This window comes from Bradyrhizobium sp. BRP20 (assembly GCF_020194215.1).
Taxonomy (GTDB): Bacteria; Pseudomonadota; Alphaproteobacteria; order Rhizobiales; family Xanthobacteraceae; genus Bradyrhizobium; species Bradyrhizobium yuanmingense.
This window is the reverse complement of the sequence record NZ_JADYVY010000002.1, coordinates 74,592-97,521: the sequence shown is the minus strand read 5'-3', so window position 1 is coordinate 97,521 and position 22,930 is coordinate 74,592. Positions and strand designations below refer to the sequence as shown.

The window sequence follows — 22,930 nt, the reverse complement described above, 5'->3', positions numbered from 1 at the left end:
ACTTACTCCGCTGGCTCCGGGACCGTATCCTGCGCGATCGTCGACGCCTCCGCCGGCACGAGCAGACCGCAGATCTCATCGAGCAGGCCGGCATCCCTCAGGATCGTGAAATGGTTGTCGCCGACGAAGCCGCGATCGACCGCCTTCGGCATCTGCGATTCCAGCCGATCACGCTGTGCCAGACGGGTCGAGGTCCACCAGCAGAGCGGCGTGGCTTCCAGGCCCCGCGGCAGCGCTGTGTTCTGCGCCAGCCTGTTGAGGTGCCGTCCGACTGCGAATGCAGCGGACAAATCATCGGCGCCGAGCGAGGCGTCGTTCGCTCTCACGCTCCTGCTCTGCTCCACAACAGAGGCGACCAGATCGCGGATGCGCTCCGGCGTCTCCGGCAAATCAGCGCGTTTCGCTGCCTCGACCTGCGCCTTGATGCGAGAGGCCGCAGCGCTCGGAAGAACCGCCGACAGCAATCCTGCGAGATCGTCGGCCCAGTGTGCCATCGACTCCTGCCGGTTCGGTCCGTCCGGCTGCCGCAGCACGAAGCTGTCGACCAGCGCGAGACGATCGACGCGCTCACCGCCGCGTTCGAGCTCGGCCGCGACGAGACCGACCAGCAGTCCTCCCAAGGACCAGCCGACCAGGCTATAGGGACCGCGCGGCTGCATCCGCCTGATCTCGGCCGCGTAGTCCACGGCCATGGCTTCGAGGGAGGCGTCGGTCCACGAGGGATCGACCAGCATTCTCGATTGCAGCCCGATCAGCTGCCGGTGCCCTTCGAGGCGGCGCGCCAGCGGCCCGTAGTCGAACACTGTGCCGAAGCCGCCATGCACAGCGAAGACCGGGTTCACGCCGCGAACCGCGGCATTCAGCGGCAGCAGCGCCGATGGCGCGGATGCGACGGCGGACGCCGCGGTGGCGCTGCCGGCGAGCAAGGCGCGGATCGTCGGCTTCTGAAGCAGATCGCGCAGCTTGATCTCGATCCCGAACGTCTTGTCCTGACGGACCCGCGCCACGACCTTGAGGCACAGGATTGAATTGCCGCCAAGCTCGAAGAAATTGTCGGTGACGCCGACCTGCGGCACCTCCAGGATCTCGGACCACAGGCGCGCCATTGCAATCTCTGCCGGGGTTCGCGGGGGGACGAAGCTCCGCATCGACGCATCGGGAGCCGGCAATGCACGCCGGTCGATCTTGCCGCTCGACAATGTCGGCAACCGCTCCAGCACCACGATCCGAGCCGGCACCATATAGGCCGGCAGGACGAGCTTCAGGAAACCGGTCAAGCGCTCGACCAGCGTCTCGGCCGCATCAGGCGCGGCGTCATCTGCCGCCTTCGGCGCGACATAGGCAATGAGCTGATTTCCGGCTGCACCCGGCACCGCCACCACCGCGGCCTGCGCGATTGCCTCGTGACGGAGCAGTGAGGTCTGGATCTCTCCGAGCTCGATCCGGAAACCGTTGACCTTGACCTGGTCATCGCTGCGGCCGAGATATTCGACGGTGCCGTCCTCGCGCCATCGCGCCAGATCGCCGGTGCGGTACAGCCGCGCTCCCGGGGCCGACGAGAATGGGTCAGGCACGAAGCGCTCTGCGGTCATACCGGCCTTGCCGTGATAGCACCGTGCCAGCCCAAAGCCGCCGAGATAAAGCTCGCCGGCGACGCCGGCGGGAATAATGTCGAGCGCGGCATCGAGAATGTAGGCACGGCGATCTCCGACCGGCACGCCGATCGGCGCGTAGGGCGTGTCGCATTCCGACGCGCCATCGACTTTCCAGACCAGCGGCGTGACGACGGTTTCGGTCGGACCATAACCATTGATCAGAATGCGTGGCTTGAGAACGCGCCTGACCTTGTCGAAGCCCGCCTTCGGCATCGCCTCGCCGCCGAACGAGTAGAGCTTGACCGGCGGTGGATTGCCGCTCTGCTCGACGCAATCGGCGACCTGCTGGAGGTAGGCCGGCGGCAATCCGATATGGCTGACGCGATGGGCGTGCAGGTTCTCGACGGTCTGTTCCGGCGTCCACAATTCGGCGTCACGCATCAACAGCCGTGCGCCATGCGACAGAACTGTGAGCCAGCGCTCATGAGCGCCGTCGAAGGCCAGCGATAGGAAATGCAGCTCGCAGGAGCTTTCGTCGATCTCGTAGAGGCTGCCCGTGACGCGACAGTGCATCGCCAGCGGACCGTGGGCGACAGCGACGCCCTTCGGCGTCCCCGTCGAGCCCGAGGTGTAAATCAAATAGGCAAGGTTTTCCGGATGCAGTTCGGGCTGCGGCGGATGGTCCGGTCCCGCGTCGAACTCGAACGAAGACAAGGAAATTCGCTCCATGCCGTCCGGGCTGCCCTCGATTTCGAGCGGACCCGTCAACAGGAACGCGATTGCGGCATCGCGCATGACGAACGCGCGCCGCTCCGAGGGCAGCTCGGGATCGAGTGGAACGTAGGCCCCACCCGCCTTGAGCACGGCCAGCAGCGCAATCATCGTGGCAGCAGTTCGCTCGACCACCACGCCGACGCGCTGCTCGGGCTTGAGCCCCCGGGCGATCAGGTGATGCGCCAGGCGGTTGGCCCTGCGCTCGAGGTCTCCGAACGAGAGCACCGAGCTGCCGATGGTCAGCGCCGTCCGCTCCGGATGACGATGCGCATGGCTGCTGATCGCCTCATGTACCAGCGGCAGCGGAGCGCTCGACGTCGCGTGGCGGTTGCAACGATCCGCAAGAGCGGCGTCGAGCTCTGTGACGGGATGGATGCTGCCAAGCACGACCGTGGCATCCCGCGTCAGCTCCGCCAGCAAGAGCTCGAACTGCGCCTTGATCTGCGCCGCCTGCGCTGCGGTGAAATGACTCGGCATATAGGTGTATTCGACCTGGAGCGTGTCTTCGACCAGCACCGAGAGGTCCATCGGATAGTTCGTCACGTCGACACTCTTGAGGCCGCTGAACTGCAATGCGCCTGCGCCGCGGTGCATGCTGCGTTCGATCGGATAGTTCTCGAAGACGATGATGCTGTCGAACATGGTCTGACCGGCGCGGCCGGCCCAGCCCTGGATGTCATAGAGCGGCGTGTGCTCGTAGTCCCGGATCGCCGAATTGCGGTCCTGCAGCGCGCGGAGCCATTCTCCGATCGGGCTTTCGGGCGGAATCGTATCGATCACGGGCAGCGTGTTGATGAAGAGCCCGAGCATCTGCTGCGATCCGTCGAGACCGGCCGGACGACCGGCCACGGTTACGCCGAATGTGACTGTGTTCTGGCCCGTATAGCGTTGCAGCAACAGCGCCCACACGCCCTGGACGACGGTGTTCAGCGTGATCCGTTCGCGGCGCGCGAACGCCTTCAGCTCCGCGGTCGCGGCCTCTCCGAGACGCGTGTAACAGCGTTCGTGGCCGGATGCCTGATGGCGGCGCGCGCCGAAGGCGTCGGCGAGCTGCGTTGGCTGATCAAAGCTCCTGAGTTGTTCACGCCAGAAAGCTTCGGCAGCCTTGGCGTCCTGCGCCTGCAGCCAGGCGATATAGTCGCGGTAGCGCGTCGCGTTCGCGGCAGCAGCGCCGCCGTAATAGCACTCCAGGACTTCTCCGACGAACCTTGCCGAGCTCCAGCCGTCCATCAGGATGTGATGATAGGTCCAGATCAGCCGATACAGGTGGTCCTGGAGGCGCAACAGCCGCACCCGCTGGAGCGGCGGCCTCTGGAGATCGAACTCGGCGGCGCGCTCATCGGCAAGAGCCGCCGCAATTCTTTCATCACTGATCGCCTGCCCTCGCCAGTCCTCCTCTGCGAACGGCACGATGGCGTCGCGATAGACGGCTTGCAGCGGGGAGCCGGAGAGCTCACGCCAGAGGAAGCCGGTCCGCAGCATCTGATGACGCGCGCTCACCTCGCGCCACGCTGTGCCGAGCCGTTCCGGGTCGAGGCCCCGGATCTCGACACTGACCTGATTGACATAAACGCCGCTGCCAGCATCGCGCAGGCTGTGAAACAGCATGCCCTGCTGCATCGGCGACAGCGGATAGACGTCCTCGACGCGGCTCCAGTTCAGACCGAGCCGTTCGAGCTGCTCGCTGGAGAGTCCCGCCAGCGAACCGCGCTCCGATGCGCGGTCTTCCTTGTCGGGCTCGACATCTCGGGACGACGCAATCAGCGCCTCGATGGTTTGATGCCGGAACACGTCGCGCGGCTCGATGAGCACGCCTTCGCGCCGCGCGCGGCTCACCATCTGCAGCGAGATGATGGAATCACCACCGAGCTCGAAGAAATTGTCGGTGACGCCGATGGTGGGCTGGCGCAGCAGATCGGCCCAGATCGCGGCCAATGCAGCCTCCGCCGGCGTGCGCGGCGCCACATGCTGGGCGGACGCCGCGAGCTGATCCGGCGCCGGCAAGGCCTTGCGGTCGATCTTGCCGTTCGGCGTCAGCGGCAGGCGCTCCAGCACCACGATCCGCGCCGGGACCATGTAGTCGGGCAGCACCGAGGACAGCGCCGTTTTGAGCGCCGTCCCATCCAGCGCTTCGGCACTGACATAGCCGACCAGCTGGCGGCCGGTGCCGGCCTCGCGCGCCACCACCACGGCCGCGCGGACGCCCGGCTGCGCCTGCAGCCGCGCCTCGATCTCGCCGAGCTCGATGCGGAAGCCTCGGATCTTCACCTGGTGGTCGGCTCGGCCAACATAGTCGAGCACGCCGTCGGACCGCCATCGCGCCACGTCACCGGTGCGGTACAGCCGCGCGCCCGGCGGACCAAACGGATCGGGGATGAAGCGCTCCGCCGTCAGGGCGCCGCGCTGCCAATAGCCGCGGGCGAGCCCGCTCCCGCCGATATAGAGCTCGCCGGCGACGCCGACCGGCGCGAGGTTGAGGTCACCGTCGAGAACGTAAAGCGTGGTGTTGCCGATCGGGCGGCCCAGCAGCGGACGATCATCCATCGCATCGAGCCGATGGCGCGCCGACCACACCGTGGTCTCGGTCGGACCGTACAGGTTCCAGACTTCGCCGGCTTGCGCCACCAGCCGCCGCGCCAGATCCGGCGGCAGCGCCTCGCCGCCGCACAGCACCCGGCAGCTCGCCGGCAGCGCAGGGCCGTCATGATCGAGCAGCATCCGCCAGGTCGACGGCGTTGCCTGGATCAGGGACACGCCATGCCGCTCCACGATCGCCTTGAGCTTGGCAGGATCATGCGCGGCCGCGCGATCCGCCAGCACGACGCAGGCGCCAATCGTCAGCGGCAGCCAGAGCTCAAGCACTGCGATGTCAAAGGACAGCGAGGTCAGGCCAAGCACCCGGTCGGCGGCCGTCATGCCGGGCTGCTCCGCCATGGTCGCGAGGAAGTTTGTCACGGCGTCGTGGCGAACCATCACGCCCTTGGGCAGACCGGTCGAGCCCGAAGTGTAGATCACATAGGCGAGGCTCTCACCGTGAACGGCGACATCGAGATTGCCGGCATCGCTGCCCTCGCCGTCCTGTCCATCAACGAGCCAGGCCTCTGCGCCAGTCTCCGCCAGGATGGCTGCCAACTGATCGTGCAATCTCTCCTGCGTCAGCACCAGCGCCGCGCCGCTGTCGCCCAGCATGTGCGCCAGCCGCTCCGGCGGGTAATCCGGATCGAGCGGCAAATAGGCCCCGCCGGCCTTCAGCACTGCCAACAGCGCGACCAGCATCCCGACGCCGCGGTCGAGCGCCAGCCCGACCACGATTTCGGTCCCGACGCCGCGATCGCGCAATCGCCGCGCCAGCCGGTTGGCGCGTGCATTCAGCGCGGCATAGCTCAGCTCCGCCTCGCCGAACACCAGCGCGATCGCCTGCGGCGACTTCCGGACCTGTGCCTCGAACTGCGCAATGATCCCCTCGCGCGGTTCATCCCGGCGCGTATCGTTCGCCCGTGCAAGCAGGACGTCATCCGCGGCGTCGCGGGCTGCGATCATGCCGACCGGTCGATCGGCATCGATGGCCAGCGCCTCGATCAGCCGCACAAAGGTTCGCTGCAGCCGTGCGATCTGGGCCTCGTCGAAATATTTGCGCTGATAGTTGAAGACGAGGCGCAGGTGCTCATCGACGCCGATGCTGGCGAACAAAGGATAATTGCTGGTCTCGACGATCCGGGTTTCGCCGACCTGGATCTGCCGGTTCTGTCCGATTAGCGCGCGGTCGACCGGGTAATTCTCGAACACCAGGATGCTGTCGAACAACGGCCGTCCGGGACGCCCTGCCAGCCGTTGGATCTCATAGAGCGGCGTGGCGCCGAATTCGCGCAGGGCCAGATTGCGATCCTGCAATTCGCGCAGCCATGCACCGACGGCCTGCTGCGGGCTGACGCCGTCGATCACGGGCAACGTGTTGATGAACAGGCCGACCATCTCTTCGGCGCCGGCGAGCTCGGGCGGCCTGCCCGACACGGTGACACCGAAGCAAACCGTCCCCTGCCCGGTATGCTGCCGCAGCAACTGCGCCCATGCCGCCTGCACCAGCGTGTTCATCGTGATCCGCTCGCGCGCCGCAAATTCCTGCAACCGTCCGGTCATGGCAGGATCCAGCTCCAGCGCAAGCATGCCATGGCCGGACGTTTCCACGTCCCCCCCTTCGGCCAGGCTGCCTGCGAGGAAGCTCGGCTCGACCAGCCCAGCCGTCGCATTGCGCCAGAACGCCGCCGATGCGTCGCTGTCGCGGCTCTTCAGCCACGCGATGTAGTCGCGATAGCGGTGCCGCAACGGCGGCAGGCGCCCCTCGCCGTTATGTTGCATCACTTCGGCGATGAACCGCGCCGAGCTCCACCCATCGAGCAGAATGTGATGATGCGTCCAGATCAGCCAATGCCTGTCGTTGCCGAGCCGGATCAACCGAACGCGCTGCAAGGGCGGCCGCGACAGGTCAAAGCCGGCGGCCTGCTCCTGCCGCGAAACGTCGGCCAGCGCCGCATCCAGTTGCGCCTGGTCCCAGGTCGCACTCCGTGCTCGCCAGTCATCCTCGATAAAGGGCACTTCGGCCCGTCGATAGACGACCTGTTGCGGCGCGCCGGACAGGTCACGCCAAATAAATCCCGTCCGCAGCACCGCGTGACGATCGCTGGCTGCCTGCCAGGCGCGGCGCAGCTTTCCGGCGTCCAGCCCACGGATCTCCGCCGCGACCTGGTTGACGTAGAGCCCGCTCTCGCCGTCATGCATCGCATGGAACAACATGCCTTGCTGCATCGGCGACAATGGATAGATGTCCTCGATCTCGCGCCAATCAAGCGCAAGCCTGTCGAGTTCGGTCTGACCCAGCCCCGACAACGCCACGTCCGATGGTGTCAGGCCGCAAGCGCCGCCGGTGCAGTGATCGACCAGCTCGCGCAACGCAGCCTCGTACAACGCAGCCAACCGCTCGACCGTCTCGCGCCGATAGCGCTTGCGGCCGAACCCGAACGATAGAAACAACCGACCATCGCGCACCGTGCCGTTCACGGTCAGCCAGCGTCGCAGCGGGCTCGATGCATCCCGCGATCGGCCGGCGCTTTCCGCTGCCATCTTGAACAGCGCCGCCTCATCGCCTCCGTCGATCTGGCCGAGATAGTTGAACGCAATCTTCGGCTCGCCGGCATGCGATAGCGCCAAACGTTGTTCTTCGGAGCCAAGATAGCGCAATACGCCGTAGCCCAGTCCGCGGCCGGGAACGCCGCGAAGCTCCTCCTTCACGGTCTTGATCAATGACGAAGGAACTTCCGAGCCACCGGCCAACCGCACGGGAAAGGCCGTCGTAAACCAGCCGACCGTGCGCGAGAGATCGAGATCGCCAGCGAGAGGCTCGCGGCCATGCCCCTCCAGCTCGACGAGAACGTCGTCCTGCCCACTCCACTGCCAGACGGCGCGTGCAAGGCCGGCAAGAAGGAGATCATTGATCTGCGTACGATAAGCCGACGGCGCATCCGTCAGCAGGCGCCGCGTCCATTCACTTTCGAATGACAGCAGGACCTCATCGGCATCGGCGATGCGATCGTTGCCCGCGTGGTCCTCGTCGCAGGGAACGTCCGCGTTTGCACAGCGGCTGGTCCAGTAGGGTAACTCCGTCGCCAGTTCTGGCGAGGTCGCGTAAGCCCGCAAGCGCTGACCCCACAGCGCGTGAGCATGAGTCTTGGGCGGAAGCGCGGCCGCGGCGTCACCCTTCGCAAGCTGCCTGTAAGCGGACGCGACGTCCTCCAGCAGAATGCGCCATGACATCCCGTCGACCACGAGATGGTGGATCACCATCAGAAAACGCTGGCTGCCATCAGCGACATCGATGCCGACGGCCCGTAACAGCTCCCCGCCGGAGATCGACAGGCTTGCTTGCGCCGACGATGCCAGCGCCGTCACGGCATCGCGGCCGGCCGCCTGCCGGACCCAGAGCAGTTCCTCCGCGCCAACAGCAGCGCCGTGCTCGGCATACCAGCTTCCTTGCTTCTGCTCGAAGCGCAGGCGTAGCGCATCATGATGATCGACCACGGCGGCGAGCGCGCGCCGCATCACGTTCCAGTCGAGGCGCTCTCGCGGATGCAAGAGCACAGCCTGGTTCCAATGATCCCGATTCTCCATGTCCTCAGCAAAGAAGCGGGACTGAATCGGCAAGAGCGGATGCGGGCCGATGACCTGCCCCTGATCGGCGAGCGTCCCCGTGCGCTGCTCGGTCCGCGCCGCGCGCGCCAGAGCTTCGAGCGTCTGATGCTGGAATACGTCGCGGGGCTCGATCAGGTATCCGGCGCGCCGGGCGCGGCTCACCATCTGGAGCGAGATGATGGAATCGCCCCCGAGCTCGAAGAAATTGTCGGTGAGGCCGACGGCCGGCCGGCCGAGCAGCTCGGCCCAGATCGCCGCAAAGGCGATCTCCGCAGGCGTGCGTGGCGCCTGATGATCCACATGGCCATGGGCCATGTCGGGCGCCGGCAGCGCCTGGCGCTCAACCTTGCCGCTCGGCATCAAGGGCAGCCGCTCCAGCACGGCAATTCTCGGCGGCACCATGTAATCCGGCAGGACGGCCGACAGCGCTGTCCGCAGCGCAGCCTCTTCCAACTCCGCCGTGCCGCTGACGTAGCCAACGAGCTGCCGGCCGGCGCCGATCTCTCGCGCCACCACGACCGCGGAACGAACACCGGGCTGCTCGAGCAGCCGCGCCTCGATCTCACCGAGCTCGATGCGGAAGCCACGGATCTTGATCTGGTGATCCGCGCGTCCGACATAGTCGATCGCGCCATCAGCGCGCCAGCGCGCCAGGTCTCCCGACCGATAGAGCCGCTCGCCTTGCTCCCCGAAGGGATCGGGAATGAAGCGCTCCGCCGTCAGCTTCTCGCGCCGCCAATAGCCCCGCGCCAAACCGGCCCCGCCGATGAACAACTCGCCGGTCACGCCTGCCGGAACCATGTTCAGATCGGCGTCGAGGATGCGGATCGTCACGCCGGGAATGGGCTGGCCGATCGGCACGCGCGTCCCATCCTCGTCGCGACAGGTCCAATACGTGGCGTTGATGAGAGCCTCGGTCGGACCGTAGCGATTGTCGAACCGCACATGGGGGAACGCCGCACGCACACGCGTCATGAGATCGAGTGACAGCGCCTCGCCGCCAGCAAACAGGCGCCTCAGCGAGGTGCAGCGCGGCGCGCCGGGCTCGGTCACGAAATGCTCGAGCATCTGCGGCACGAAGTGCAGCGTCGTCACGTCATGGGCGATGACGGCGTCCACCAGGAGTCGCGGCTCGCGATGCGCGCCTGGAGGCGCGATCGCCAGCCGCGCGCCGGTTGCGAGCGGCCACAATATCTCCCAAACCGAGACGTCGAAGCTGAACGGGGTCTTGTGCAGCAAGGTCTCGGCGGGATCGAGACCATACTCCGCCTGCATCCAGCCGAGCCGTGCCGCGAGTGCGCGATGCGAGCAGGCGACGCCCTTGGGCACGCCGGTCGAGCCGGACGTGTACATCACATAAGCCAGGCTGTCCGGATGAAGCGCCGGGTCGGGATTGCCGGCAGGCGCGCCGATCCGAGCTTCAGCCTCGCCGTCGATTGTCCAGGCCTCGACGTCCGCATCCGTGATCACAGACGCCAGATGCGGAAGCAGCCGCTCCTGGGTCAGCACCAGCGCCGTTCCGCTATCACGCAGCATGTGGAGCAGGCGATCGGACGGGTAGTCGGGATCGAGCGGCAGATAGGCGCCTCCGGCCTTCAGCACGGCCAGGACGCCGACGATCAGCTCGATGCTGCGCTCGAGCGCCAAGCCGACCAGCCGGTCGCGACTGATCCCGTGCTCCCGCAACCGCCATGCCAGGCGATTGGCACGCGCGTTCAGCTCGCCATAGCTGATCTGCCGTTCACCGAAGATCAACGCGATCGACGATGGCGAAGCCGCGGCCCGGGCTTCGATCTGCGCGACGATAGTGTCGCCAAGCTTCGGTGCCCGCTCGGCGCTGCCGCCCCAGCCGAGCAATCTCTGCTCCTCATCGGCATCGAGGCTGTCCAGCGCGCCCAGCGGCCGCGAGGCGTCCGCCACGATCCTGGCCAGCAGTTGCGACAGCGAGGCTTGCAGATATCTGATATGATCGTGGTCGAGGCGGCTGCGATCGTAGCGAAAGCCCAGATTGATGCCGTCGGGCTTGGCGAAGACCGCCACCGTCAGCGCATAGTTGGTGATCGAGACCTGCTCGACCCGGCCGAACCGGCGTCCGCTTTCGCTCTCGCCCCGTAGCGCCTGATCGATCGGATAGTTCTCGAACACGAGGATGTTGTCGAACAACGCGCGTCCGGAACGGCCGGCAAGACGCTGGATTTCGTACAGCGGCATCCAGCCGTGATCGCGCAGATCCGTGTTGCGCGCCTGGAGATCGCGCAGCCACGCTCCGATCTCGGTTTGCGGGCTTGCCTGATCGACGACGGGCAGCGTGTTGATGAACAGGCCGACCATCTCCTCGGCCCCGCTGATCTCCGCCGGCCGGCCCGAGACCGTCGCACCGAAACAGACCGCGCGCTGACCGGTGTGGCGGCGCAACAGCTGCGCCCAAGCGCCTTGCACCAGCGTGTTCAGCGTGACGCGCTCGCGCCGCGCAAAGGCTTGCAGGCTTGCCGTCAGGTCGGCCGTGAGCAGCAGGTCCGACGAGCCATGGCCGGAAGCACCGTTGGCCGCAGGTCCTCCCAGCGTGTCCGCTAGGAAGCTGGGCTCGTCCAATTCGGCCAAGGCCGATCGCCAGAACGACGCGGACGCGTCGCGGTCCTGCCTTTGCAGCCACGCGATGTAGTCGCGGTAGCGGCCCTTCACGGCCGATAGTCGCGCACCGCGTTCGTGCTGCAGGATCTCAGCCATGAGACGCGCGGCGCTCCAGCCGTCGAGCAGGATATGGTGATGGGTCCAGATCAGCCAGTGGCGTGCCTCGTCGAGCCGGATCAGCCGGACCCGCTGCAATGGCGCCTGAGACAGATCGAATGCCCTGGTACGTTCGGCTTGCGCAATACCCGCGAGCGCAACCCGCAGCTCCTCCTCTTCCATGGCGGCCGCCCGCGAGCGCCAGTCTTCTTCCTCGAATGGCAAAGGCGCAGAGCGATAGACCACCTGCTGCGCGGCCCCCGACAGCTCGCGCCACGCAAATCCGGTTCGCAACACGGCGTGGCGCGAGCTGATCTCGTGCCAGGCTGCGCGCAGCCTGCCGGCCTCGAGACCACGGACCTCCAGGCCGATCTGGTTGACGTAATTGCCGCTCTCGCCATCACGAAGGGCATGGAACAGCATGCCCTGCTGCATGGGCGACAGCGGATAGATGTCCTCGATCTCGCGGCAGTCGATCGTCGCGACCAGCGCGTCGAGATCAGCCTGCTTGAGGTTCGACAAGGCGAAGTCCGACGGCGTAATGCCGCGGGCGCCGCCCGTGCAATGCGCGACGAGTTCGCGCAAGGAAGCCGCGTAATGCTCGGCGAGACGTTCGATCGTTGCGCGCCGGTAACGCCTGCGGCCATAGCTGAACGACAGGCGCAACTGTCCTTCGCCGACCTGACCGTTGATGCTGACCCAGCGGCCGAGTGGCGCGCTTTCGCTGCGCATCGGCCCCGAGCTCTCGGGCGCGAGGCGGAACGGGGCACTCTCTCCCATGCTGGAATCGAACTGGCCGAGATAGTTGAAGACGATGCGCGGCTCAGGGCGTGTCGCCAGGGCGCTCCGCTGCGCCTCGGTGCCGAGATGGCGCAGGATGCCGTACCCCAGCCCGCGGTTGGGAACGGCCCGAAGCTCCTCCTTGATGGATTTGATCAGAAAGGCATCGTCCTCGGAGTTACCCGACAGCCGCACCGGAAAAGCAGTGGTGAACCAGCCGATGGTGCGGGACACATCGGCGCCCGCAAAGACGTCCTCGCGGCCATGGCCTTCGAGCTCGACGACGACGTCCTCGATCCCGCCCCAGCGCGACACGGCTCGCGCAAGTGCCGCCAGCAGGAGATCATTGACCTGGGTGCGGTAGGCGGACGGGGCTTCTTTCAGCAGCCGCGTGGTCAATCCGGCGTCGAACGCCAGCAGGACCTCCTCGCCGTCTGCAACCCGGTCGACCCCGCCATGATCGTCATCGCAGGGAAACGCCGCATGCGATCCCCGCTCCAGCCAATAGTCGAGCTCGGCTGCCAGCTCGTCGGTTGCAGCATAGGCCTGCAATCGCGCGCCCCAGGATGCATAAGAGTCGCTCCTCGCCAGTGCGACTGAAGCCGCGCCCTGGCGGAGCTGATCGTACGCCGTCGCAAAGTCTTCGAGCAGCACACGCCATGACACGCCGTCGATGACGAGATGATGCACCACCACCAGAAGCCGCTGGCTGCCGTCCGCGAGATCCATGCCGACCACACGCAACAGCGGCCCGGCCAGCGACAGGCTGGCCTGAGCTTGTGAGGCGACCTTCGTGACTGCGGCGGCATCCTGGAGGTCACCAAGAATCCACAGCAGCTCGGACGTTGGCGGTGTAGCGCCGTAGGTCGCGCGCCAACCGCCATCAATCTCCTCGAAGCGCAGGCGCAGGGCCGCATGATGCGCGACAAGAGCGGCAAGCGTGAGCTCGACGAGCTTCCAGTCGAGCCGCGACTTCGGCATCAGCAGGACGGCCTGATTCCAGTGATGACGGTCCCCTGCATCCTCACTGAGGAACCGCAACTGGATCGGCAGCAGCAGGTGCTCGCGGCCGTCGAGATCGATCTCAGCGGCGACGATCTCCGCTTTGTCTTCACCCCGCGCCACGCGCGCCAGATCCTGCAAGGTCTGATGCCGGAAGACGTCACGCGGCTCGATCAGCAGGCCCGCCTGGCGCGCGCGACCGACCAGCTGCAGCGAGATGATGGAATCGCCGCCGAGCTCGAAGAAATTGTCGGTGGCGCCGATGGCGGGCTGGCCGAGCAGCTCGGCCCAGATCGCAGCGAGCACCGTCTCGGCTGCGGAGCGCGGCGCGACATGCGCGGTGGTTGCGGCCGGCATCTCGGGCGCCGGCAGGGCGTCGCGATCGACCTTGCCGTGCGCGGTGAGCGGCAGCCGGTCCAATCGCACGATGCGGGCCGGCACCATGTAGTCGGGCAGCTCATCCGAGAGCGCCGCACGCATCGCCGCTTCGTCGAACGGCCCATCGCCGGCGACATAGCCGACCAGCTGACGGCTGACGCTGGCTTCAAGGGCAACGACCACGGCCGACCGCACGCCGGCCTGCCGCATCAGCCATGCCTCGATCTCGCCGAGCTCAATCCGGAAGCCGCGGATCTTCACCTGATGATCGGTCCGGCCCACATATTCGATGACGCCATCGGCGCGCCACCGCGCCAGATCGCCGGTGCGATACAGCCGCGCGCCCGGCGCGCCAAACGGATCAGGGACGAAGCGGTCGGCCGTCAGCTCGGCGCGCTGCCAGTAACCGCGCGCCAAGCCCTCGCCGCCGATGAACAGTTCACCGGTCACGCCGACCGGGACGATGTTGAGATCTTTGTCCAGGATGTAGGCCGAGCGGCGGCCCACCGGGCGACCGATCGGGGCATAATTGCCGTCGATCTCCTCGCTCGCATCGACCTTCCAGACCAGCGGCGTGACCACGGTTTCGGTCGGCCCGTAGCCGTTGATCAATGCCCGCGGCTTGAGCGCGCGCTTGACCTTGTCGAAGCCGGCCTTTGGCATCGCCTCGCCGCCGAACGAGTACAGCTCGACTGGCGGCGGATCGCCACGCCACATCGCGAAATCAGCGAGCTGTTGCAGGTAGGCGGGCGGGAATCCGGCATTGGTGACGCGCTGCCGGCGCAGAACCTCGATAGTCTGTTCGGCGGACCACAGGTCCGCATCCCGCATCACGAGCGCCGCGCCGCAGGTCAGTGCGGTCCAGAGCCGCTCATGGGCGCCATCGAAGGTGAAGGACAGGAAGTGCAGCTCGCGCGAGTGCCGATCCATGTCGTAGAGCCCGGCCGTCACCTCGCAGTGCATGGCGAACGGACCGTGTTCGACCGCGACGCCCTTGGGGATGCCGGTGGAGCCGGAGGTGTAGATCACATAGGCAAGGCTGGTTGGCACCACCGCGATCTCGGGATCGCTTTCGCTCTCCTTGGCGAGATCGATCGCACCGAGCGGAACGACCACAACGCCAGCTGGCGGCGGCGTTAACGCCGAACTATCTGCGTCGACCAGCACGACACGCGCGCCGGCATCGCGCAGGGTGCCGACCTGTCGTCTGGCCGGATGCTCGGGATCGAGCGGCAGATAGGCTGCACCCGTCTTCAAGATGGCGAGCAGCGCTGTAATGAGGCCTGGCGAACGCCGTGCCGAGACACCGACAAGGTCGTCGCGCCCGACACCGAGGCGGATCAGGTGGTGCGCGAGCCGATTGGCGCGGCGGTTGAGCTCGGCATAGCTGATTTCATCGTCACCGAAGACCAGCGCCGGCGCGTCGGGCGTTTCGGCGGCCAGCCGTGCAACCGTCCGATGCACCGGTGTGAACGATGAGCTTGCCGTTTCGTCGGCGCGATTCCATTGCCGCAACTGCCCCAGTTCCTGTTCGGACAGCAACGCCACATCGGCGATCCCTTGCGCGTCGTCGGCGACCATGGCCTTCAGGAGCGTGGTCCAATGCGCGGCAAGACGCTCGATCGTCGCCGCCTCGAACAGCGCCGTCGCATAGGTAAAGACGGCGCGGATTTCGCCTGACAGCCCCTCTTCGGTGTCGAGCGCGAGGTCGAACTTGACGGCATCGACCTCCGTATCGATCGTCTCGATCTGGAGGCCGGTCCCATTGGGCGGACTGCTGGAGACCCGACGGCGTTGGTGATTGTAGAGGACCTGAAACAGCGGATTCTGACTCAGGCTGCGCGTGGGCTGGAGGATCTCGAGCAGACGTTCGAACGGAAGGTCCTGGTTTTCCTGTGCCTCGACAGTGGCCGCATGAACCGCCGCAATGAAGTCCCTGATCGCCGCGCGGCCGTCGATCTGCGTACGAAGCACCTGGGTATTGACGAACAGACCGATCACGCCGCGCGCTTCGTCGCGATGCCTGTTGGCGACGGGCACGCCGATGTTGATGTCGGACTGCCCGGTGTAGCGATAGAGCAGCAGCTTGAAGCTCGCCAGCAGGACGGCGAACAGGGTCGTGCGCTGCCGCCGCGCGAGCCCGCGCAAGCCATCGGCTAGCGCCGGGTCGAGCGGGATGCGATGTGCCGATCCCGCCAGATCCGGGACCGCCGGGCGCGGCCGGTCGATCGGCAGCTGGAGCACCGCCGGATCGGCGAGACGCCTGGTCCAGTAGCCGACCTGCCGTTCGCCATCGACCGCACTCATCCAGAGCCGCTGCCATTCGGCGTAGTCGGCATAGTCAATCTCCGGCTCCGGCAGCGCCGGTTCTTCACCGCAAGCGAATGCCGCGTACAGTTTCCAGAACTCGTCAACCAGCACGCCCATCGACCAGCCGTCGGCCACGATATGGTGCAGGCTGACGACGAGGAAGTGATCGCCCTCGTCCAGCGTCAGCAGCGTCGCGCGCATAAGCGGGCCGGCCTCGAGATCGAACGGCAGCGAAGCCTCCTGCCGCGCAAGCTCGCGCGCCTGCCGTTCGCGGTCGTCGCCATCGAGGGCCAGGTGCCGCAATGCGGCCGGCTGCGGAACCTGGATGACTTGTTCGGCCTGCTCCCCTTCCTGCCGAACGACGGTGCGAAGCGCGCTGTGGCGGGCGACAAGCATATCGAACGCCTGTTGCAATGCGCGTGGTTGCAGCTGGCCGCGCACGCGCACCGTCGCTGATATGTTGTAGGCCGCGCTGGACGGATCCATCCGCCACAGGAACCAGAGGCGCGCTTGCGCAAAGGACAGCGGCGCCCGCTTTCGCCCCTGGCGCACGATCGGCAGCATGGCGAGGTTGACGCCCTTCGCCGCGAGCTGCGACACGAACGCGTGCTGCTTGCCGGAATCGAGACGCATCAAGCGCCGTGAAATGTCGCGCAGCTGCTGCTTTTGCGTGGTTGCCGTGTCACTCATGGGACAGTTCGACTTCCTTCAACAGGTCGAGCATCGCTACGATGTCGTCGCTTCGCTTGTCGATCTCGCTCTCCAGGCCCAGCGCAGCAGCCATGGTTTCAACGGTCGTCAATTCAAACAGACGATTGAGCGGCAGGTCGTGGCCGAGATCCCGCTTGATGCGGCTGACGAGCTGGACCGCGATCAAGGAATCGCCGCCGAGCTCGAAGAAATTGTCGGTGACACCGATATTGGGCTGGCGCAGCAGATCGGCCCAGATCGCGGCCAATGCAGCCTCCGCCGGCGTGCGCGGCGCGATGCGTTCTGACTCCGCGAGCTGATCCGGCGCCGGCAATGCCTTGCGGTCGATCTTGCCGTTCGGCGTCAGCGGCAGACGCTCCAGCACCACGATCCGCGCCGGGACCATGTAGTCGGGCAGCACCGGGGACAGCGCCGTTTTGAGCGCCGCCCCATCCAGCGCTTCGCCGCTGACATAGCCGACCAGCTGGCGGCCGGTGCCGGCCTCGCGCGCCACCACCACGGCCGCGCGGACGCCCGGCTGCGCCTGCAGCCGCGCCTCGATCTCGCCGAGCTCGATGCGGAAGCCGCGGATCTTCACCTGGTAATCGGCACGGCCGACATAATCGAGCACGCCGTCGGATCGCCACCGCGCCACGTCGCCGGTGCGGTACAGCCGCGCCCCCGGCGGACCGAACGGATCAGGGATGAAGCGCTCCGCCGTCAGGCCGCCGCGCTGCCAATAGCCGCGGGCGAGCCCGCTCCCGCCGATATAGAGCTCGCCGGCGACGCCGACCGGCGCGAGGTTGAGGTCACCGTCGAGAACGTAAAGCGTGGTGTTGCCGATCGGGCGGCCCAGCAGCGGACGATCATCCATCGCATCGAGCCGATGGCGCGCCGACCACACCGTGGTCTCGGTCGGACCGTACAGGTTCCAGACTTCGCCGGCTTGCGCCACCAGCCGCCGCGCCAGATCCGGCGGCAGCGCCTCGCCGCCGCACAGCACCCGGCAGCTCGCCGGCAGCGCAGGGCCGTCATGATCGAGCAGCATGCGCCAGGTCGACGGCGTTGCCTGGATCAGGGACACGCCATGCCGCTGCACGATCGCCTTGAGCTTGGCAGGATCATGCGCGGCCGCGCGATCTGCCAGCACGACGCAGGCGCCAATCGTCAGCGGCAGCCAGAGCTCAAGCACTGCGATGTCAAAGGACAGCGAGGTCAGGCCAAGCACCCGGTCGGCGGCCGTCATGCCGGGCTGCTCCGCCATGGTCGCGAGGAAGTTTGTCACGGCGTCGTGGCGAACCATCACGCCCTTGGGCAGACCGGTCGAGCCCGAAGTGTAGATCACATAGGCGAGGCTCTCACCGTGAACGGCGACATCGAGATTGGCGGCATCGCTGCCCTCGCCGTCCTGTCCATCAACGAGCCAGGCTTCTGCGCCAGTCTCCGCCAGTATGTCTGCGAACTGATCGTGCAATCCCTGTTGCGTCAGCACCAGCGCCGCGCCGCTGTCGCGCAGCATATGCGCCAGCCGCTCCGGCGGGTAATCCGGATCGAGCGGCAAATAGGCCCCGCCGGCTTTTAGCACCGCCAGCAGCGCGACCAGCATCTCGACGCCGCGGTCGAGCGCCAGCCCGACCACGATTTCGGTCCCGACGCCGTGATCCCGCAATCGTCGCGCCAGCCGGTTGGCGCGCGCATTCAGCGCGGCATAGCTCAGCTCCGCCTCGCCGAACACCAGCGCGATCGCCTCAGGTGACTTCCGGACCTGTGCTTCAAATTGCTCGATCAACGACTGTCGCCGATCATGCGCCTGCGTCCGGTTCCACGTCTCCAGCAACAGCTGCCGCTCGTCGGGGGGCAAAATGTCGAGCTGCCGGACCGGCGCACGCGGCGCGCGATCCAGCGCATCGGCCAGTTGATCGAGTGCCTGCTGCATCATGGCGCAAATGCGATCGGCCGAGAACGGATGGACGATCTGGGCGGTCAGGCCAAGCGCCTGGCCATAATCCTCGACCGACAGCATCAGGGGATAATTGGTGCGTTCCTCGCCCCCGAGCCATTCGATGCCGGTGCTCTCCCTGTTGGCAGCCAGATCCGCCGGCATTGCATTGTGCCGATAGTTCAGGACCGCGCTGAACAGAGGCGCAGGTGCCGTGACGCCGCTGCATCGCTGCGCGAGCGCCAGGGAGGCGTGCTCGTGTGCCATCAGTTCGGTCAGCCGGCGATGCGCATCACGAACGCTGTCCTCGACCGCAGCGTCACCAAGATCCAGCCGCAACGGCAAGGTGTTGATGAACAAGCCCATGGTGCGATCGCCGCCCGCGCCGGCGTGCATGCGGCCGAACAGGACGGTCCCGAACACCACGTGCTCGCGCCCGCTGGTTCGCGCCACCACCTGCCCCCAGGCGAGATGGCAAAGGCTGGCGAGGCTGACGCCCAACCGCCGCGCCTGCACACGAAGCCTTGCGTTCAACCCTTCAGGCAGCATTCGCCGGGCTTCCACGACGCCACCGCCGTCGCCGTGCACCCGGTCCAGTCCAAACGGTGTGGTCGGCTCGTCGATGTCGGCGAGCATGCCGCGGAAGAAACGCTCATGCTCCACGGTCGCCGCCGATCCGCGCGCCTGTGCCACCAGATTCCGGAACGGATAAGGCGGCGGCAATTCGTGGCTCCGCCCGGACAGGATCTTCCCGACCTCGTCGTGCATCACTTCGAGCGTGGAGTGGTCGCCAATCAAATGATGCAGCAGGACCAAAAGCAGCCAGCGCTCTCCACCCGGATCGGCCGCGACCGCAAATCGCAAAAGCGGCGGCCGTCCGAGATCGATCCGATGCAAACGCGGATCGAATCGTCGCGCGAGCTGCTCATCCCCAGGGCCTTCGCCATCCAGCACGACCTCGTCGACGACCAAGGACGCCTGCCGCCAAACCACCTGTGCCGGCGTGGACAGTCCGCTCCACACGATAGACGTTCGCAGAATGTCGTGACGGGCGACCACCTGCCGGACCGCGTCGAGATAGCGATCGAGCAGGTCGCGGCTGGCAAATGCCATTCGGCCGACCAGCAGATAGGGATCGCCTTCCTTCGACAGCAGGTGGTGGAAGAGAATGCCATCCTGAAGTGGCGAGAGGCCGTAGACATCCTGGATGTTGGCGACGCCGCCAGGAACGTCGGCCACGATGCTGTCGATGTCGGATTGCGTCAACGTGATCAGCGGCAACAATTCCGGTGTGATCGCCGTCGTCTGCCGGGTGATCTGATTGACCGGAACGTCGGCTTCTACGCCGCCATCGAGGCTGGCGGCAAATTCCGCCAGCACCGGCTTCGCGAACAGCATGCGCGCATCCGCCCTCAGCGCATGCCGCTGCAATCGCTCCAGCATGCGCACTGCGAGCAGCGAGTGGCCGCCGAGCTCGAAGAAGTGGTCACTGCGTCCGATCCGATCGACGCCCAAGAGCTCGGCCCAGATATTTGCGACAATCTGCTCGACCTCGCCTCGCGGCGGTTCGAAACGGCGCCGCGCATATGCATCGTTCTCCGGCGCCGGCAGCGCCTTGCGGTCCACCTTGCCATTCGGCGTGAGCGGGAGTGCATCGAGACTTACGAACGCTGACGGCACCATGTAGTCCGGCAGACACGCACGCAGGTGATCGCGCAACGCGCTGGCAAGCTCTCCGCCATCGCGCCTTACGCCCCCCCTAGCGGCCACATAGGCGACCAGCCGCATGTCGCCGCCATGATTGCGCTGCACCAGCACGATTGAATCGGCAACGTCGGCGTGCTCGTTGAGCCGAAACTCGATTTCAGCGAGCTCGATACGAAAGCCACGGATCTTGACCTGGTGGTCGTTGCGGCCGAGAAACGCAATATTGCCGTCCGGGAGATAGCGGCCGAGATCGCCGGTGCGGTACATGCGTGCATCCGCATCGCCGCAGAAGGGATCGCGCACGAAGCGTTCCGCCGTCAGATCGGCGCGATTGAGATAACCGCGCGCGATGCCGACCCCTCCGATATGGATTTCACCGACCGCACCGAGCGGAACGGGCGCACCGAACCGGTCCAGAAGATAGATCCGCGCATTCGGCAGCGGTCGACCGATCGGAGCCGCGTCGCCATCAAAGCCCCGATGCCGCAACCAGCTCGTGGCGCAGACCGTTGCTTCCGTCGGCCCATAACCGTTGAAGACGGCAATATCAGGAGGCAATCCCTTGACCAGCTCGGCCCTGGGCAATTCACCGGCAAGAACGAGAACCCGCAACGAGGCGAGCCGTTCGAGATCGGTCCGCCCGTGCAGCATCGCCGGCGGCAAGGTCGCATGCGTGATCGCATTGTCCGCGAGATAGCCGAACAATGCCGCGGTGTCCTGATGCTCGCGCGTGCCGGCCAGAAACAGCGCGGCGCCCGAGCACAGGGCCATGACGATTTCCCAGATGCTGGCATCGAAGTTGAGCGAGGCAAACTGCACGACGCGACTGCTCGAATTGATGTTGAACAATGCCCGCTGCGCCAACGCCAAATTCACCAGGCCACGGTGCTCGACCATCGCCCCCTTCGGCCGACCGGTCGAGCCGGACGTGTAGATGATGTAGGCGAGGCTTCGCGCAGTCAGGCCTTCGAGGAGAACACTCGGATCCGACGTCGCCAGCCCTGCGTCTGCGTCGGGGTCGACCATCTCGCAGGTCCCATCTGGAATGATCGCGCGTCCTGTGGCGTCTGCGATCAGCAGGCGCGGCCTGGCATCGTCGACAATCTGACGTAGCCGCTCCGCAGGATAAGCGGGATCGAGCGGCAGATAGGCGCCGCCCGCCTTCAGCACGGCCAGCAGGCTCACCACCATTGCGATGCCCCGCGGCAGGCAGATCGCAACGGGCTGATCCGGCACCACTCCCAAGGTGATCAAGTGCCGCGCAAGCCTGTTCGCCCGCGCATCGAGCTCGCTATAGCTCAGACGAACGTCCTCGTATGCCAGCGCAATGGCGTCCGGCGCCCTTCTCACCTGCTCCGCAAACAGATCTTGAATGCAGCTTTCGGAGGGAAACGGCGTGGCCGTCTCGTTCCAAGTGTCGAGAACGCGCCTGCGCTCATCGGCACCAATGATATCGATCCGGTCGACCTCCTGGTCCGCATCGGAGATCATCGCCCGCAGCACGGTCAACAGATAGCCCCGATGGCGCGTGATCGTCGCTTCGTCGAATAGCGACGTCGCATAATTCAGGGAGCCGACAATGCGCCCGTCCATCTCGCCGAGATTGAGCTCGAGATCGAACTTGACCTGTTGCAGCGGAATATCAGCGACCTCGGCTTTGAGGCCGGGCAACTCGAGAGGCCCCCTCTCGTTGTTTTGCCAGGCGAACACGGCCTGGAAGACCGGTGTCTGCTCCGGCCGTCGCAGCGGTTGGACGATCTCGACGACCTGCTCGAACGGTAGGTCCTGATGATCCTGCGCCGCGAGCGCCGCCGCGCGCACGCGGCGGAGCAGTTCGGCCACGCTGGGCTCCGCCGAGAGATCAACGCGGACAGCCAGCATGTTGACGAAGAATCCGATCAGGCCCTCGATCTCCGGCCTATTTCGGTTGGCCGTCGGAGTCCCGATGACGATATCGGTCTGCGAGGAGAGTCTCGACAACACCACTGCCCAGGCCGCCAGCACCGTCATGAAAGCACTGGCGCCATGCGACTGACTCAGTCGCCTGATGCCGGAGGCCAGCTCCACATCGATCTCGATCGGCAGGGACGCCCCGGCGAGCGACCTGATTGGCGGACGCGGCCGATCCGTCGGCAATTCAAGCACGGCAGGAGCGTCCGCGAGTGCTTTTCGCCAATAGTCGACCTGCCGCTGCAAGCGTTCGCCGGACAGCCATTGCCGCTGCCAGACGGCATAGTCCGGATACTGGATTGCCAATGGCGGCAGAGGATCGTCCTTGCCGGCGGCGAATGCCCGGTAGAGAGCGCCGAGCTCGCGCATGAGCACGCCGATCGACCAGCCATCGGAGACGATGTGATGCTGGGTGAGCAAGAAGAGATGCTCTCCCTCCGCCATCCGGATCAGGCGACCGCGGACCAACGGTCCTGCGGCGAGATCGAACGGCGTCGCGGCCTCCTCGCGGCAGAGGCGCGCCAGCTCCTGCTCGCGATCGTCCCGGCCACTCAGATCATGTTCGAGCAGCGGCACACGCTCATCCGTGGGCAGCAGCACTACGCGCGGCTGTTCGTCCAGTACGCGAAAGACGCTGCGCAGCGCTTCGTGGCGCGCGAACACACGGTCGATGCTGCGACGCAAGGCTTCGAGATCGAGCTCGCCCGTAAGCCGCAATGCTCCGCGAATGTGATAGCTGGAATTCGTACCATCGAGCTGCGCCAGCAGCCAGAGCCGCTGCTGCGCAAAGGACATTTCCAACGATCCGCTCCGCGCCACCACCGGAATGGCACTGGCGTCACTCCGGCCACGATTCCTGGCCAGCGCGACGAGCTTTCTCATCTGCTGGGGATCC

2 protein-coding genes are annotated in these 22,930 nt (G+C 66.2%); both read right to left on the bottom strand.

Annotation, left to right across the window (positions count from 1 at the left end; all coding sequences use genetic code 11):
* Positions 1 to 2 precede the first annotated feature (2 nt).
* The gene (locus I6F33_RS05020) at positions 3 to 16,439 is read right to left on the bottom strand and encodes a non-ribosomal peptide synthase/polyketide synthase (protein ID WP_225141379.1); all 16,437 of its coding nucleotides are present in this window, start codon (positions 16,437 to 16,439) and stop codon (positions 3 to 5) included.
* A complete protein-coding gene (locus I6F33_RS05015; RefSeq protein WP_225142021.1) occupies positions 16,432 to 22,917 on the bottom strand; it encodes a non-ribosomal peptide synthetase in 6,486 nt (2,161 codons plus the stop codon). Before I6F33_RS05015 ends, I6F33_RS05020 begins: the two co-directional genes overlap by 8 nt.
* Positions 22,918 to 22,930 lie beyond the last annotated feature (13 nt).